Genomic DNA, 14,744 nt, shown 5'->3' on the forward strand with positions numbered 1-14,744 from the left:
CTGTCTCGCCGGACCTCTCTTTGGAGTTCGATGGTGGCCTGTCAGTCTCCAGGCCGCTTCGTCAATGGCGTGGGTTTTCTGCCGAGCATGTCGTCGTTGGCGCCGATTCTTATGCGTTCGAACGGACAGGCAATTGTCACTATCTTGCTCTTCACGACATTGTCGTGAACGACGGGGAAGTCGCGGTCGACGGTTTGGCGACCAGCCACGCCAAGGACTGGCGCCGGTCCGTGGCATTTATTCCAAAAGGATGCTCGACCCGTGGATGGGTGGAGCCGTCGTCGAGGCGGAACTCTTTCACCGCTCTTTATTTCGAGCCTGGCTTGGTCAGCGAAGAGCTGGAGCGTCGGTACGACCGTGATGCTCTTGATCCCTTACTGTTTGTTCGGCCACCGTCGCTCGTGACGGCCCTTGGTCGACTCGAAACGTTATTGCTGGCACCCGATGCCGACGAGATGCTCGCCGAGAGCGTCTCTCTCGTTGCATCCCTTGAAGTCTTTGGCATCCAAGCGGATCCGGTCGGCGTGGGTCTGTCCGATCGTCACCTCAAACTGGTCAACGATTTCATCGCCGAGCGGTTGGGAACCCAAATAAGCGTCTCGAACCTCGCTCAATTATGCGGACTGAGTCGGTTCCACTTCACGCGAACCTTCAAGAAGGCGACCGGAATGTCCCCCTACGCTTATCTGACGGCAAAGCGGATCGATCGTGCACGCGAGTATCTAGATGCACGAGAACTGACGGTGGAAGAGATCGCAGCCGTGGTCGGGTTTCCGACGGGCGCACAGTTTAGAAGGGCATTCCGCGACAGAGTCGGGTGCTCAGCCTCGAAATATCGGCGCCTGCGGCAGTGAGTATGGCGCAAGGGAAGTATGGGACGCAGATATGGATATACCAGATCTGACAATCTGCGACCGCGAGCCGATCACCCGGCTCGACCGCATTCAATCATTCGGGTTTCTGCTTGCGCTGTCCAATGACTGGACCGTCGCGCGTGCGTCGGCAAACTGCCTTGAGATGCTAGGGAAACCCGTCGACGCATTGATCGGGCGACCGCTCGAGACAATCATCAGCCGTCAGGCATTGCACGATATCCGCAACCGGCTGACGATCCTCCAAGCCACGTCGAGCGAGCGCCTATACGACGTCGGTCTGATAACGTCGAAGAAGCGTTTCGACTTAAGTCTTCACTACAGCGGTGATCACCTCCTGCTTGAAGGCGAACCATCCCTGCCGCAGGACCGAATGGAAGCGGCGTCGATGGTACGCGCCATGATCGAGCGACTGAAGCGCGCGAAGACCGTCGCGGACTTCCACCGGGACGCCGCGCGTCAGGTTCGCGCCGTCACGGGCTTCGACCGCGTTATGATCTATCGCTTTGCCGAAAGCGGTGATGGGGATGTGATCGCGGAATCCACCCGCTCGAACGTGGAGAGCTTCCTTGGCCTGCGCTATCCGGCCTCGGACATTCCGGTACAGGCGCGAGCCTTGTATCTCGCCAATCCGTTCCGGATCATTGCCGACGTCAAGGCCCAGACCGTTCCCGTGCTGCCGGAACGCAACGGCCCGGAGAACGCGCTGGACATGACCCAAGCAGTGACCCGCGCAGTCTCCCCAGTTCATATCGAGTATCTGGCCAACATGGGGGTTGGCGCGTCGCTTTCGATCTCCATCATTGTCGAAGGGGCGCTGTGGGGGTTGATCGCCTGCCACCACTCCCAAGCGCGATGCCCGAGCTTCGTCATGCGCACTGCGGCCGAGTTGTTCGGCCATATGTATTCTATGACGCTCGAAAGCCGACTTCGCGGCGATCTGGCACTCGACGAGCGCAACGCTCGCGACATCAGCGATCGCATGATTACCGCGATAGCGGTAGACGAACGAATGCTCGGCAATGCCGAGTGGATCCGTGATACCGTCGGCGGCATGATTGCGTGCGATGGCGTTGCGATCTTTCAGGCGGGCAAGGTCACGCTGAACGGGATGACTCCGCGCGAAAACGAGATTCCCGCGTTTGCCCGCTACCTGGATTCGACTTCTCCAAGCCGCGTTTTCGATACCAGCCAGTTGTCGTCGATTGATCCGCGCTTCGCCACCTCCGCGGATCACGCCGCCGGAATGCTGTCGATCCCAGTGTCGCGCGTGCCTCGAGACTACATCATGCTGTTCCGGCGGGAATTGCTTGAGGAGGTCCGCTGGAGCGGCGACCCGGCGAAAGCCCTGGTGAACACGGACGACGGTTTACGCCTGTCGCCGCGCAAGAGCTTTGCGGCCTTTACCAAGCTAATTCGGGGCAAGGCGCGGCCGTTCTCCCCGGCCGATCGCCGGTCGGCCGAGGCGATTCGTATCGCGATTATCGAGGTCATCTTGCGCTACTCCGAGCAAGCCAGCGACGAACGCCGGCGCTTGACCGAGCGTAGCGAGCTTCTCATTGCGGAGCTCAATCACCGGGTTCGGAACATTCTGACCCTCGTCCGTGGCCTCATCGCGCGAACCGCAGGAAGCGCAACGGGGGTCGCCCAGTATATGACGTCGCTTAACGGTCGGGTGCAATCGCTTGCGCGTGCCCACGATTACGTCACGCGCAACTCTTGGGGGCCTGCGTCGCTGCAGTCGCTGTTGAATGACGAAGTCAACACGCATCGTCGCAATGGAAATGATGTGCTGATTGTCGAGGGCCCACCCGTCCAACTGCAGCCTTCCGCGATTTCCACAATGGCACTCGTCCTTCACGAACTTACGACGAACAGCGCAAAATATGGAGCCTTGTCGACTGACGGCTCTATTCATGTCGCGCTTCAACTGCGCGAAGACGGCGGGCTCGATTTGCGCTGGCGCGAACGTGGCGGCCCAGCGGTCGAAGCGCCTGCCCACCGGGGGTTTGGCTCAGTCATCATCGAACGCACTGTTCCATTCGACCTTCAGGGCACTGCCGAGGTTAGATTCCCGGTTTCGGGCTTGGAGGCCGACTTTTACCTGCCGGCTAAGCACGTCATAGCCGTTGAACCTCCGGTTGTGATCGAGGGCGTTGATTCAGCGCTCCAGGGAGCGAAGGCGATGCCGGTACACGCCGGCAACTCTTTGGCAAATGCCAATATACTCCTGCTGGAAGACAGCATGATCATCGCTCTAGAAACGGAAGACATGCTACACGCGCTCGGGGCCCGGCAGGTTGCGACCGCATCGACACTCTCAGAAGCGGAAGATTTGGTAGAGACTAATGCTTTTGACCTTGCGGTCCTCGACATCAATGTGGCGGGCCAAGTCAGTTTCGATTTCGCGCGGCGACTAAGGAAAGCTGGAGTTCCGTATATTTTCGCCTCTGGTTACGGCGATCAAGTTCCTCTCCAAGAAGATGGGGACACCGTCGTTTTGCAAAAGCCGTTTGGACTCGATCAATTGCACCAAGCCGTCCTACTCAAGATCGAAGGTCGGGTAAACTAACGCCGGCTGGCTCCCTGCCGACCTTCGCTCTCGACCTAGCTAGATGATCAAGCGCCATCAAAGACGGCAGGGTGGGGATTCTCAAAGATGAGTTGGCGAAATGGCGGAGTTGCTGGGCTATATCGCGGAAGGGGCGGCGTTGCGACGTTTTCGATGACCTCTTCGGCGAGCTGCTCATGAGGTTGCTCTGCGACAAGCAATTCGCCCAGCCGGTGCGCTCTCGATGACGGTGCCGGTACTTCGCCAACGGTGGGATTGGACAGCCTTCTTCCGCGAGGTTTCTAGACCCCATGGTATCAGGGTCCGGTTGGCGGTGTTGATGTCGGCTCTCCCGACGGTTGGAAAATTGAGAGGCGAATCGTTCGGATCATCAAGGCTCAGACGGCTGAGCAATTTGCACTTCGCCGTTCCTACACCAACGAGCCAACGGTAATAGATTGCGTGTTCCGCGCCGATGAGGCAGCAGACAAGGTCGCGCGGGTGTTAGGAGCTTCTCAAGCTAAGGCCCCGGTCGGGTGGGCAAGTGCGAGGGAGCTTTTCGCCGACAGTTTGACACAGAGGCGTATCGTGAAAATGGGAGCGGAATCAGAGTTGCCGCGCATTAGAGGTCATACGCCAGCGGGCGGTCTGGAGTCATCGTCCGTGCCATCACGAAGCACTTCTGGCGCGTCTGAGGTGAGGGCAGCTGCGGAGGCTTTACAGCGCTTCTCCCAGATGTCCCTTGAGGAGCAGGCCGCGCTACTCACGGCGATGGAAAACAAGAAGTAGCGATTAGTCCGCGCCTAAGTCCTTCTGATCGAGAGAAGTTGGACGGACGTTGAATTGGAGTGCGGCGGGTCGCTGCTGGAAGCGGTTTTCGCGCATCCACGTTTCACCGCTCGTGAGGCAAATCACCGTTGGACAGCGCGTGATTGAGGGGCGCGCAGCTGCGAAAGCAGCATCGTGCTTACCCAGCTGCGACGACCAACTAATGAGGGGTGATTTGTGGGGCGAAACGCTATGCGTTCCGGAAAACCCCAATTAGCAAGGGCCTGCGTCGTGCCGCTGGCGGACAGGGCGGGATTCGAACCCGCGGTGGCTGTTACACCACGCACGCTTTCCAAGCGTGTGCCTTAAACCGCTCGGCCACCTGTCCGGGAAGCGCGGTCGGCCGCTCTTATACATCGGTGGATGGTTTGGGCAACGGCCTTCCCCGGCCATGTGGGCTTGGCTAGGGTCGACCCGGTACTGGACCGGTACTTGGGGGCGTAATGGTCGTGTTTCGTGCGCTGGGCTGGCTGTTTCTGGCCCTGGCTGTTGCAGTGATCGTGCACGACCTTCTCACCTGGTGGTCGGAGGGGGCCTATCCCTTCTCGACCCTGGGGAGCCTGTGGTCCCATCTCGACCCGACCTCGCTCGGCAACACCCAGGCCTCGGCGCGGCGCAATCTCTCCGGAGTCCTGTGGACCTGGATGATGCGGCCGCTGCTCACCGTGCCGGCGATGCCGGCCCTCCTGGTGCTGGGCCTCGTGCTGGTCTGGATCGGCCGCCGCGACATCGGCCGGCCGGATCCGGGCTTCCTGATGGGCTCGCGCCCGCGCCGGCGCCGGGGCGGGCTCTCCTGAGGTCGATTTGGCCTAGCGGCTGTCCATCTTGAGGGCGGCGATGAAGGCCGACTGCGGGATCTCGACCTCGCCGATCTGCCGCATGCGCTTCTTGCCCTTCTTCTGCTTCTCCAGGAGCTTCTTCTTGCGGCTGATGTCGCCGCCGTAGCACTTGGCCAGCACGTCCTTGCGCATCGGGCTGATCGTCTCGCGCGCGATCACGCGGCCGCCGATCGCGGCCTGGATGGCGATCTTGAAGAGCTGCCGCGGGATCAGGTCCTTCAGCCGCTCGCAGAGCTGGCGGCCGCGGCTCTCGGCAGCGTTCTTGTGCACGATCATCGAGAGCGCATCGACCGGCTCGGCGTTCACCAGGATGGCGAGCTTCACCAGCTCGCTCTCCTCGTAGCCGTCCATCTCGTAGTCGAAGCTGGCATAGCCGCGCGTCATCGACTTCAGCCGGTCGTAGAAATCGAACACGACCTCGTTCAGCGGCAGGCGGTAGACCGCCATGGCGCGCGTGCCGGCATAGGTGAGCTCGATCTGCTGGCCGCGGCGCTCCTGGCAGAGCGTCAGCACCGAGCCGAGATGCTCGTCGGGCGTGATGATCGTGGCCTTGATCCACGGCTCCTGCATCGTCTCGATCTTCATCGGATCGGGATAGTCGGCCGGGTTGTGCAGTTCCATCGACGTGCCGTCGACCATCGCCACCTTGTAGACGACCGAGGGGGCCGTCGTGACGAGGTCGAGATTGAACTCGCGCTCCAGCCGCTCCTGCACGATCTCGAGATGGAGCAGGCCCAGGAAGCCGCAGCGGAAGCCGAAGCCCAGGGCCGCGCTGGTCTCGGCCTCGAAATGGAACGAGGAGTCGTTGAGGCGCAGCTTGGAGAGCGACTCGCGCAACGTCTCGAACTCGGCGGCGTCGGCCGGGAAGAGGCCGCAGAACACCACCGGCACGCTGGGCTTGAAGCCCGAGAGCATTTCCGAGGCGGGCTTGCGGTCGTCGGTGATCGTGTCGCCGACTTTGCAATCCGCGATGGTCTTGATGCCGGCGATGATGAAGCCGATCTCGCCCGGGCCCAGCTCGGCCACGTCGGTGGCCTTGGGCGCGAAGATGCCGACCCTGTCGAGGTCGTAGGCCGCGGCGGCGGCCATCATGCGGATCTTCATGCCCCGGCGCAGGACGCCGTCCTGCACGCGCACCAGCGTGACGACGCCGAGATACGGGTCGTACCAGCTGTCGACCAGCAGGGCCTTGAGCGGCGCATCGCGCTCGCCCTTGGGCGGCGGCAGGCGCTTGACCATCGCCTCGAGCAGGTCGTTGATGCCGAGGCCGGTCTTGGCCGAGACCTTGACGGCTTCGGACGTGTCGATGCCGACCACGTCCTCGATCTCGCGGCTGACCCGCTCGGGATCGGCGGACGGAAGATCGATCTTGTTCAGGACCGGGATGATCTCGTGGTTGGCGTCGATCGCGTGATAGGCGTTGGCCAGCGTCTGCGCCTCGACGCCCTGGGAGGCGTCGACCACCAGCAGCGAGCCCTCGCAGGCGGCCAGCGACCGGCTGACCTCGTAGGCGAAGTCGACATGGCCGGGGGTGTCCATCAGGTTCAGGACGTAGGTCTTGCCGTCCTGCGCCTTGTAGTTCAGGCGCACGGTCTGCGCCTTGATGGTGATGCCGCGCTCGCGCTCGATGTCCATCGAATCGAGCATCTGGTCGTGGAACTCGCGCTCGGTCACCGCCCCGCAGGCCAGCAGCAGGCGATCGGCCAAGGTGCTCTTGCCGTGGTCGATATGCGCGATGATCGAGAAATTGCGAATCAAAGAGAGGTCGGTCATTTGCCCTGACGCATCTACGCTTGTTCGAGAAGAGCTGTCATCCCGAGCGAAGCGAGGGACCCTTGGCGACGCCGCCTAAAGGTCCCTCGCTTCGCTCGGGATGACAACGTTTTTGTATTAGCCACGCAGTACAGCACCCGTGACCTTGGTCACCTGGGCCACGATCTTGTTACACACGGCCTCGATCTCCGCATCGGTCAAGGTGCGTTCCATGGGCTGCAAGGTGACGGCAATGGCCAGCGACTTCTTGCCCTCGGGCACACCCTTGCCGGCATAGACGTCGAACACGCGCGCGCCCGTGATCAATGCCTTGTCGGCGTTGCGCGCGGCGCGCACCAGCTTCTCGGCCTCGACAGCGGCATCCACGAGGAACGCGAAGTCGCGCTCGACCGGCTGGAACGGCGACAGGACCAGCTTCGGCCGCGCCTTGGTGGCCTTCGCCTTGGGCAGCGGCGGCGCGTCGAGGAACACCTCGAAGGCGGTGACCGGACCCTTGAGGTCGGCTTCGGCGACGATCTCGGGATGCAGCTCGCCGAAATAGGCCATCACCCGGTCGCCGAGCTTCAGCGAGCCGGAGCGGCCGGGGTGATACCAGTTCGGCGCTCCGGACTGCGCGGACAGGGTGTCGGGCGCGCCGATGGCGGCCAGCACTGCCAGCGCATCGGCCTTGGCGTCGAACGCGTCGACGGTACGTGCAGGGCCGGCCCAGTTGCGCGGCACCGCCGCGTGATGACGGATGCCGGAAGCGACCATGCGCTGGCCCTGCGGCGTCGCATCCTTGTACTGCGGGCCGACCTCGAACAGCGCCGGATCGGCGAGGCCGCGCGCCTCGTTGCGAGACGCCGCGTCGATCAGGTTCGGCAGGATCGAGGGCCGCATCGTGTCGAGCGTGGCGTCGATCGAATTGAGCAGCCGCACATCAGCGCCGCCGCCGCCGAAACGCTCGGCCTTCCTGAAGGGCAGGAACGACCAGGTGACGGCCTCGTTCAGGCCGCGCGCGGCCAGCGCCCGGCGGGCCTGCGGCACCCTCCGCTGCATCGCATCGCGCACCGGCTTCGACGTCGCCGACAGGCTGGGCAGTGAGGTCGTCGGAATGTTGTCGAAGCCGAAGACGCGCGTCACTTCCTCGACGAGATCGGCCTCGCCCACGATGTCGGGGCGCCACGACGGTACGGCGGCGGTCCACGGGCCGCTGCCGCTCACCTCGAAGCCGAGCTTCTTCAGGATCGAGGCGGTCTCCGCGCCCGGTACGTCGATGCCGGTCAGCGTCTTCACGCGATCGGCGCGCAGGTCGAAGCTGCGCTGCCAGGCGGGCATCACGCCGCTCGACACGATCTCGCTACACTCGCCGCCGCACAGTTCGAGGATCAGTCGCGTCGCGACCTCGGCGCCCCACGCACAGGACTCCGGATCGATGCCGCGCTCGTTGCGGTAGCGCGCGTCGGACAGGATGCCGAGTTTGCGGCCGGAGGCGGCGATGCCGATCGGCTGGAAGTAGGCGGCTTCGAGGAACACGGTGGTGGTGTCTGGCTGAACTCCGGTATCCTCGCCGCCCATGATGCCGCCGATGCCGTGCACGGCCTTCGAATCGGCGATCACCGCCACCGCGGGATCGAGCGTGTAGGTTCGGCCGTCGAGCGCCAGGATCTGCTCGCCCTCGCGCGCCTGGCGCATGACGAGATCGCCCGAGAGCTTGGCCGCATCGAACACGTGCAGTGGCCGGTTGAGGTCGAAGGTCACGAGGTTGGTGATGTCGACCAGTGTCGAGATCGGGCGCAGGCCGATCGCCTTCAACCGGCGCTGCAGCCAGTCGGGCGAGGGGCCGTTCTTCACGCCGCGGAAGTGCCGGCCGACCACGATGGGGCAGGGGCTGTCGGGCGCGGGCGTATAGTCGTGCGTCCACTTGATCGGGCTCGCGTAGGTGCCCTCGATAGCGTCCGCCTTCACCGGCTTCAGGGTGCCGAGCCCGGACGCGGCGAGGTCGCGCGCGATGCCGTGCACGCCCAGGCAATCGCCGCGATTCGGCGTCACCTTGATCTCGATCACCGCATCGCCCAGGCCAAGCGCCTCGGCGGCAGGAATGCCGGTCACGGTTTCGGCCGGCAGGTCGATGATGCCGCTATGGTCGTCGCCCAGCTGCAGCTCGCGCGAGGAGCAGAGCATGCCGTTTGACTCCTCGCCGCGGATCTTGCCGACCTTCAGGTGGAGGTCGGTGCCGGGAATGTAGCTGCCCGGCGGGGCGAAGATGCCCTTCATGCCGGTGCGCGCGTTCGGCGCGCCGCAGACGACCTGGACGATGCCGGCGCCGGTATCGACTTTGCAGACGCGCAGGCGGTCGGCGTTGGGATGCTGCACCGCCTCGACCACGTAGCCGACGACGAAGCCCTTGAGGGCCTCGGCCGGATCGGTGATGCCCTCGACCTCGAGGCCGAGCATGGTCAGCGCGTCGCGCACCTCGGTGAGCGTCGCGTTGGTGTCGAGATGCTCCTTGAGCCAGGACAGGGTGAACTTCATTTCACGGCCTCCAGAGCCGAGAAGCCGTAGTGGCGCAGCCAGCGCAGGTCGGCGTCGAAGAAGGCGCGCAGGTCGGGGATGCCGTACTTCAGCATGGCGATGCGATCGATGCCCATGCCGAAGGCGAACCCCTGATAGACGGCGGGATCGAGACCGCAATTGGCGATCACGTTGGGATGCACCATGCCGGAGCCCAGGATCTCCAGCCACGAATCGCCGGCGCCGATCTTGAGTTCGCCGCCCTTCCACGAGCAGCCGATATCGACCTCGGCCGACGGTTCGGTGAAGGGGAAGTAGGAGGGGCGGAAGCGCAGCGGCAGGTCGTCGACCTCGAAGAAGGCGCGGCAGAAATCGACCAGGCAGCCCTTGAGATGGCCCATATGCGTCGTGCGGTCGATCACCAGGCCCTCGACCTGGTGGAACATCGGCGTGTGCGTGGCGTCGCTGTCGATGCGGAAGGTGCGGCCGGGCACGATGATGCGCAGCGACCCGCCGTCGGCCAGGCGCTTCTGCACGTCCTTGTTCAGCATCGTCCGTGCCTGGACAGGCGACGTATGCGTGCGCAGCACCATCGGCGTGCCGTCGGCGCGCGCCGGCAGATAGAAGGTGTCCTGCATCTGCCGCGCGGGATGATCCGGCGGAATGTTGAGGGCGGTGAAGTTGTGCCAGTCGTCCTCGATGTCGGGACCATCGGCCCAGGTGAAGCCCATCTCACCGAAGATCGCGCCGACCTCGTCCATCACCTGGCCGATCGGATGCAGCGTGCCCTGTGCCTCGGGCCGCGCCGGCAGGGAGACGTCGATCTTCTCGGCCGCCAGCCGGGCTTCGAGCGCCGAGGCGCTGAGCGATCCCTTGCGCGCTTCAAGCGCCTGCTCGATCTCGCCCTTGAGCTGGTTCACGCGGGCGCCGAATTCCTTGCGCTGTTCGGGTGCGAGCCCGCCCAGCGTCTTCATCAGGCCGGTGACGCTGCCCTTCTTGCCGAGCGCCGCCACGCGGGCGGCTTCCAGGGCGCCCAGATCGGCGGCGGCCTGAACGGCGTCGAGCGCCTCGCTGCGAATCGTCGAAAGATCGTCCATCTTTCCCACTCTCGAAACCGAACACGAAAAAAGGGAGCCTGTGGTCCAGGCTCCCTCTTTGCGATTTCTGCCAGCTGCGCGTTAAGCGCAGAAGACGTTACTTGAGGGCGGCCTGGGCCTGATCGACCAGGGCCTTAAACGCTGCCGGCTCACGCGAGGCGAGATCGGCCATGACCTTGCGGTCCATCTCGATCCCGGCCTTGATGATGCCGTTCATGAACTGCGAGTAGGTCATGCCATGCTCGCGGGTCGCAGCGTTGATGCGCTGGATCCAGAGGCCACGGAACGCGCGCTTCTTGTTGCGGCGGTCGCGGTAGGCATATTGAAGGCCCTTCTCGACCTTCTCGATGCCGACGCGGAACGCCGCCTTGGCGCGGCCGCGATAGCCCTTGGCGAGCTTCAGGACCTTCTTGTGACGAGCGTGTGCAGCCACGCCCCGCTTTACGCGTGCCATGGTCTACCTCTCGTACGGGAAGAAGTTGCGCTTGAGGATGCGGGTATCCGGCTCGGACACGATGGCCATGCCGGTCGCCTGACGGAGGAAGCGGTTGCCCCGCTTGCTCATGCCGTGGCGCTTGCCCACGACCCCATGCTTTGCCTTGCCGGACGCGGTGAAGCGAAAACGCTTCTTCGCCGCGCTCTTGGTCTTCATCTTGGGCATTTTTGTTCCTTTTCAAAGGGTTAGCGCTTGCGCGCCGGTCCCGACACAAGGCCGGAAAGTCCTTACGAAGCAGCCGAGGCAATGCCCTTATTGGCCAAGCCGCTCGAAGGAACGGGGCTTATACAGAGACGGCCCGGTCCGTGCAAGCATGGCGGGATCGGGCAGAATGCCCATTTGGCGGGGATTTTCGCATGAAATTGGCAGGCAAGGTGGCTTTGGTGACGGGCGCGCAGCAGGGCATCGGGGCGGCGATCGCCCGGGCGCTGGCGGCCGAGGGGGCCAACGTGGCGGTGAGCTGGCTCGACGACCGGCCGGGCGCCGAGGCGGTGGCGCGCGACATCGTCCAGCTCGGCCGCCAGGCCCACCTGCTGAAGACCGATGTTTCGAAGGTGGCCGAGATCGAGGCGATGGTCGCCGAGACGGTGAAGGTGCTGGGGCCGCCCGACATCCTGGTCAACAATGCCGGCGTCTATCCGCGTGTTCCGCTGCTCGATATGCGCGAGAGCGACTGGGATTACCTGATGGACATCAACCTGAAGGCCGGCTGCTTCGCCGCCATCGCCGTCGCGAAGGCGCTGATCGCCGCCGGGAAGAAGGGCGGCTCGATCATCAACCTGTCCTCGCAGTCGGTCCGCGGCGCCGTGCGCGGCGTACACTACAGCGCCAGCAAGGGCGGCATCGTCTCGATGACCCGGGCGATGGCCCTCGAACTGGCGCCGCACGGCATCCGGGTCAACGCGATCGCGCCCGGCACCACCGACACCGCCCAGCCGCGCTACGGCAACACCGACGCCGAGCTGGTCGAGATGGCCCGTGCCAACATCCCGTTGGGCGGCAAGCTGCTCACGCCCGAGCAGATCGCGCGAACGGCGGTGTTTCTGGCATCGGACGATTCTGATGCCACGACCGGGCAGGTGCTGCACGTCAACGGCGGCTCGTACATGCCGTAAGGTTTCCACGCGAAAGGTCCCTCGCTGCGCTCGGGATGACAATTATTGTTGGGATTTGCTCAGTACGCCGATCCAACAATTTGCTGTCATCCCGAGCGCAGCGAGGGACCTTTGCTAATAGGCCCGTCCTTAACAAGGCGGCTGCTTCTTCCCCGTCTCGATGAAGGCCGCGAAGCAGGGGCCGAACTTGCGAGCGAAGGTGGAATCGGCGGCGCCGTGGCCCTTGAAGCCCTCCGGCGCGTCGAGGATCTCTGCATCGACGCCGGTCCTGGCGAAGATCGACCGCGCATCGTCCATGCGGCCGCCGACATCGTAGGCATCGTCGGCGAAGTTCACGACGATGAGGCGCGGGCCGCGCTTGATGCCTTCGAGCACGTGCTGCCACTCCGAGCGCGCGCGCGTCTGGTCGCGCATCTTTTCGACCAGCCCGTGATGGGCCGCCGCGATCGAGATCACGCCGTCGGCCTCGGCGCCGCGCTGCAGCGCGGCCAGCGACACCCAGGCGCCGGCCGACTGGCCGGCGAGGATGATGCGCCGGTAACCCATGGCCTTCGCCTTGGCGACGGCGTCGGCCAGTGCGCTGGCGTCGCTCGCCCAGTCGGTGATCCATTCGCGGTCGAAGCGGTAGAGGTCGTAGCCAAGCCGCGTGAACTGGCCGACCCAGGCCTGCGGCGCGCTCTCGGTCGAGTTTCGGCCGGCCATGTAGCCATGGCTCCACACCAGAAGTCCGGTGGCGAGCTGCGGGCCACGCATCGACCAGTAGGGCTGCGGCCGCAGCCGGCCGATATCGGCCGCGCCGGTGGAGCGGGCCGGCACCAGTTCGCGCCAGTCGTGCCCGGTCACCGTGTAATTGTTGACGATGTGAAGCTTGCACTCCTGCTTGGTGCGCTCCTGGCAGCGCTTCAGCGCGGACGTGATGGCGTAGGACGGGTCGGGCCCGCTGGCGCCGGCCCACCAGCTTGCCCGTCCGTCGGGCGACACGACGAAGGCGCGGTGCGGCCCGAAGTTCAGGAAGTCGGACAGGAGGCGGGCGGCCTCGGTGTTCGGCGGCTGCCCGGGCGTCGGCGGCGCTGGGGCCTGCGAGGGCCCTTGCAGGGGTGGCGGCGGGGGTGCGGGCGCCGGCGTCTGTGCGCTGGCGGCTGCGGTCACCGCCAGGAAGGTCGCAACGATGAGGGTCCAGATGCGTTGTATCACGGGCGAAAGCTAGCATTCTCCGCCCCGACTTCCCTAGGGACGGTATGATGAAGACTGCGGCGTTCGTTCTCCTGGCGCTCCTGGTGGCGGTGCCGGCGCAGGCCCAGCTGCAGGCACCGCCCGTCTCCAGCCTTAAAATCGAACCGTCGGCACCGCCGGCGAACGCGCAGGCCGCCGCGACGCCGATGACCGCCCTCTCCAGTTCCGAGAAGGCGCGCGAGCATCCCGGCGTGCAGTACCTGCTGATGAAGACCGTGGTCGCGCAGTCGATCGGCGTGCTCAAGACACGGGCCCTGCCGGTCGAGGCCGGCGGCTACAATCTCCTGAAATATTGCTGGACGCCGGCCAACGTGCTGGGCGACTGGGGCGAGAGTTCGGGCCTCCCTGGCGAGATGGTCGTGCGGGCGCTCGAAACCCTCTCCTGGTCGCGTGATCTCGCGCGGGCGGGCTATCCCGAGGCACCGGTCGCCGAGGCGATCGGGCGCTACGAGGCGGCCCTGGTCGCCGCCACCTTCACCGAGGCCGCGCGGACACGTGCGCTCGAGGGGTTGCGCGCCGAGCTGGAAGGCCTGCAGATGCGCACGCCGGGCACCTCGGAGATCGTCGTCCGGTCTCGTTGCAACCAGGCACCCTCGTCGTTCGGGTTGAACGTCGCGACGGCGCCGGAAGGCGGCCGCGCGCGCTTCATTCCCTACGTGCTGCACCAGTTCTGCCTCGCGCAGCAGATCGACGCCGGCGACGGGGTGCGCTGCGACTACTGGCAGTCGGCGAAGGGCGAGGGGCCGATGTCGTTTGCCGGCGAGACCGTCTACAGCGTGAGCTGGCCGGACGACAATGTCGCGACCACGGGGCGCTTCAACCCCGACGAGCAGCGTACCGCCGGAACGGTAACGCTGCGGCAGCGGCCCCCGAAGAAATAGGGGCCGCGCTGTTCGGTGCCGTTACTTCGGCGCCAGTACCATGATCATCTGGCGGCCTTCCATACGCGGCATCGCCTCGATCTTCGTGTGCTCGTCCATCTCGCCGCGAACGCGGTTCAGCACCTGCATGCCGAGATCGGCGTGGACCATCTCGCGGCCGCGGAAACGCAGGGTGACCTTCACCTTGTCGCCTTCCTCGATGAACCGCTTCATGGCGCGCATCTTCACTTCGTAGTCATGGTCGTCGATGTTCGGGCGCATCTTGATCTCTTTGACCTCGATGACCTTCTGGTGCTTGCGCGCCTCGTGGGCCTTCTTCTGGGCTTCGTACTTGTACTTGCCGTAGTCGGAGATCTTGGCGACCGGCGGGACGGCATTGGGCGAGATCTCGATCAGGTCGAGGCTCGCCTCTTCGGCCATCTCGATCGCCTCGCGCGTGCTGAGCACGCCGACCATTTCGCCGTTCTCGTCGATGAGACGGACTTGCGCGGCGCGGATCTCGCCGTTGACGCGCGGACCCTCGCGGGTGGGCGCAGTCTGTTGGGCAGGTCTTGCTATGTCTTTCT

Annotated in this window: 12 protein-coding genes and 1 tRNA gene; 5 read left to right on the forward strand and 8 right to left on the reverse strand. The window is 64.7% G+C overall.

What is annotated here, in order from left to right:
• The first annotated feature begins 20 nt into the window (after positions 1-20).
• The gene (locus AC1ROX_RS25720) at positions 21-854 is read left to right on the forward strand and encodes a helix-turn-helix domain-containing protein (protein ID WP_493130618.1); all 834 of its coding nucleotides are present in this window, start codon (positions 21-23) and stop codon (positions 852-854) included.
• 31 nt (positions 855-885) lie between these two features.
• Entirely contained in the window at positions 886-3,444 is a 2,559-nt protein-coding gene (locus tag AC1ROX_RS25725; RefSeq protein ID WP_493130620.1) for an HWE histidine kinase domain-containing protein, read from the forward strand.
• Positions 3,445-4,489: 1,045 nt separating this feature from the next.
• On the opposite strand, the gene AC1ROX_RS25730 is transcribed toward AC1ROX_RS25725, so the two are convergent.
• Positions 4,490-4,579, reverse strand: a tRNA-Ser gene (locus AC1ROX_RS25730).
• Positions 4,580-4,694: 115 nt separating this feature from the next.
• On the opposite strand from AC1ROX_RS25730, the gene AC1ROX_RS25735 reads away from it, so the two are divergent.
• Positions 4,695-5,048, forward strand: a complete 354-nt coding sequence (locus AC1ROX_RS25735; protein ID WP_493130622.1) for a hypothetical protein — start codon at positions 4,695-4,697, stop codon at positions 5,046-5,048.
• Between the two features lie 12 nt (positions 5,049-5,060).
• On the opposite strand, the gene lepA is transcribed toward AC1ROX_RS25735, so the two are convergent.
• The 5 genes from lepA to rpmI form a co-directional block, all read right to left on the reverse strand.
• The gene (gene lepA, locus AC1ROX_RS25740) at positions 5,061-6,863 is read right to left on the reverse strand and encodes a translation elongation factor 4 (protein ID WP_493130624.1); all 1,803 of its coding nucleotides are present in this window, start codon (positions 6,861-6,863) and stop codon (positions 5,061-5,063) included.
• Between the two features lie 117 nt (positions 6,864-6,980).
• Positions 6,981-9,377, reverse strand: coding sequence for a phenylalanine--tRNA ligase subunit beta (pheT, locus tag AC1ROX_RS25745; RefSeq protein WP_493130626.1), 2,397 nt, complete (start codon positions 9,375-9,377; stop codon positions 6,981-6,983).
• On the reverse strand, positions 9,374-10,453 hold the full coding sequence (gene pheS, locus AC1ROX_RS25750) for a phenylalanine--tRNA ligase subunit alpha (RefSeq protein WP_493130628.1): 1,080 nt from the start codon (positions 10,451-10,453) through the stop codon (positions 9,374-9,376). The genes pheT and pheS overlap by 4 nt, the downstream gene beginning before the upstream one ends.
• A gap of 97 nt (positions 10,454-10,550) precedes the next feature.
• The gene (gene rplT, locus AC1ROX_RS25755) at positions 10,551-10,907 is read right to left on the reverse strand and encodes a 50S ribosomal protein L20 (protein ID WP_295145076.1); all 357 of its coding nucleotides are present in this window, start codon (positions 10,905-10,907) and stop codon (positions 10,551-10,553) included.
• A gap of 3 nt (positions 10,908-10,910) precedes the next feature.
• A complete protein-coding gene (gene rpmI, locus AC1ROX_RS25760; RefSeq protein WP_068187876.1) occupies positions 10,911-11,114 on the reverse strand; it encodes a 50S ribosomal protein L35 in 204 nt (67 codons plus the stop codon).
• A gap of 191 nt (positions 11,115-11,305) precedes the next feature.
• Here rpmI and AC1ROX_RS25765 point away from each other — a divergent pair, with 191 nt between their 5' ends.
• Positions 11,306-12,064: an SDR family NAD(P)-dependent oxidoreductase gene (locus AC1ROX_RS25765; protein ID WP_493130631.1), complete on the forward strand. Its 759-nt coding sequence runs from the start codon at positions 11,306-11,308 to the stop codon at positions 12,062-12,064.
• Between the two features lie 129 nt (positions 12,065-12,193).
• Here the strand turns inward: AC1ROX_RS25765 and AC1ROX_RS25770 are convergent, their stop codons facing one another.
• Positions 12,194-13,258 (reverse strand): alpha/beta fold hydrolase, encoded by a 1,065-nt coding sequence (locus tag AC1ROX_RS25770; protein ID WP_493130633.1) that lies wholly within the window; start codon positions 13,256-13,258, stop codon positions 12,194-12,196.
• A 44-nt stretch (positions 13,259-13,302) separates the two neighbouring features.
• Here AC1ROX_RS25770 and AC1ROX_RS25775 point away from each other — a divergent pair, with 44 nt between their 5' ends.
• A complete protein-coding gene (locus tag AC1ROX_RS25775; protein ID WP_493130635.1) occupies positions 13,303-14,178 on the forward strand; it encodes a hypothetical protein in 876 nt (291 codons plus the stop codon).
• A 21-nt stretch (positions 14,179-14,199) separates the two neighbouring features.
• Here the strand turns inward: AC1ROX_RS25775 and infC are convergent, their stop codons facing one another.
• Positions 14,200-14,736 (reverse strand): translation initiation factor IF-3, encoded by a 537-nt coding sequence (gene infC, locus AC1ROX_RS25780; protein WP_493130722.1) that lies wholly within the window; start codon positions 14,734-14,736, stop codon positions 14,200-14,202.
• Positions 14,737-14,744: the final 8 nt, after the last annotated feature.

The sequence above is a fragment of the Reyranella sp. GW821-FHT14A01 genome (assembly GCF_058803965.1).

Coding starts and splice junctions, on each gene's coding strand:
- AC1ROX_RS25725 (WP_493130620.1), top strand. CDS start 886: ATGGATATACCAGATCTGACAATCTGCGACCGCGAGCCGATCACCCGG.
- AC1ROX_RS25735 (WP_493130622.1), top strand. CDS start 4,695: ATGGTCGTGTTTCGTGCGCTGGGCTGGCTGTTTCTGGCCCTGGCTGTT.
- lepA (WP_493130624.1), bottom strand. CDS start 6,863: ATGACCGACCTCTCTTTGATTCGCAATTTCTCGATCATCGCGCATATC.
- pheT (WP_493130626.1), bottom strand. CDS start 9,377: ATGAAGTTCACCCTGTCCTGGCTCAAGGAGCATCTCGACACCAACGCG.
- pheS (WP_493130628.1), bottom strand. CDS start 10,453: ATGGACGATCTTTCGACGATTCGCAGCGAGGCGCTCGACGCCGTTCAG.
- rplT (WP_295145076.1), bottom strand. CDS start 10,907: ATGGCACGCGTAAAGCGGGGCGTGGCTGCACACGCTCGTCACAAGAAG.
- rpmI (WP_068187876.1), bottom strand. CDS start 11,114: ATGCCCAAGATGAAGACCAAGAGCGCGGCGAAGAAGCGTTTTCGCTTC.
- AC1ROX_RS25765 (WP_493130631.1), top strand. CDS start 11,306: ATGAAATTGGCAGGCAAGGTGGCTTTGGTGACGGGCGCGCAGCAGGGC.
- AC1ROX_RS25775 (WP_493130635.1), top strand. CDS start 13,303: ATGATGAAGACTGCGGCGTTCGTTCTCCTGGCGCTCCTGGTGGCGGTG.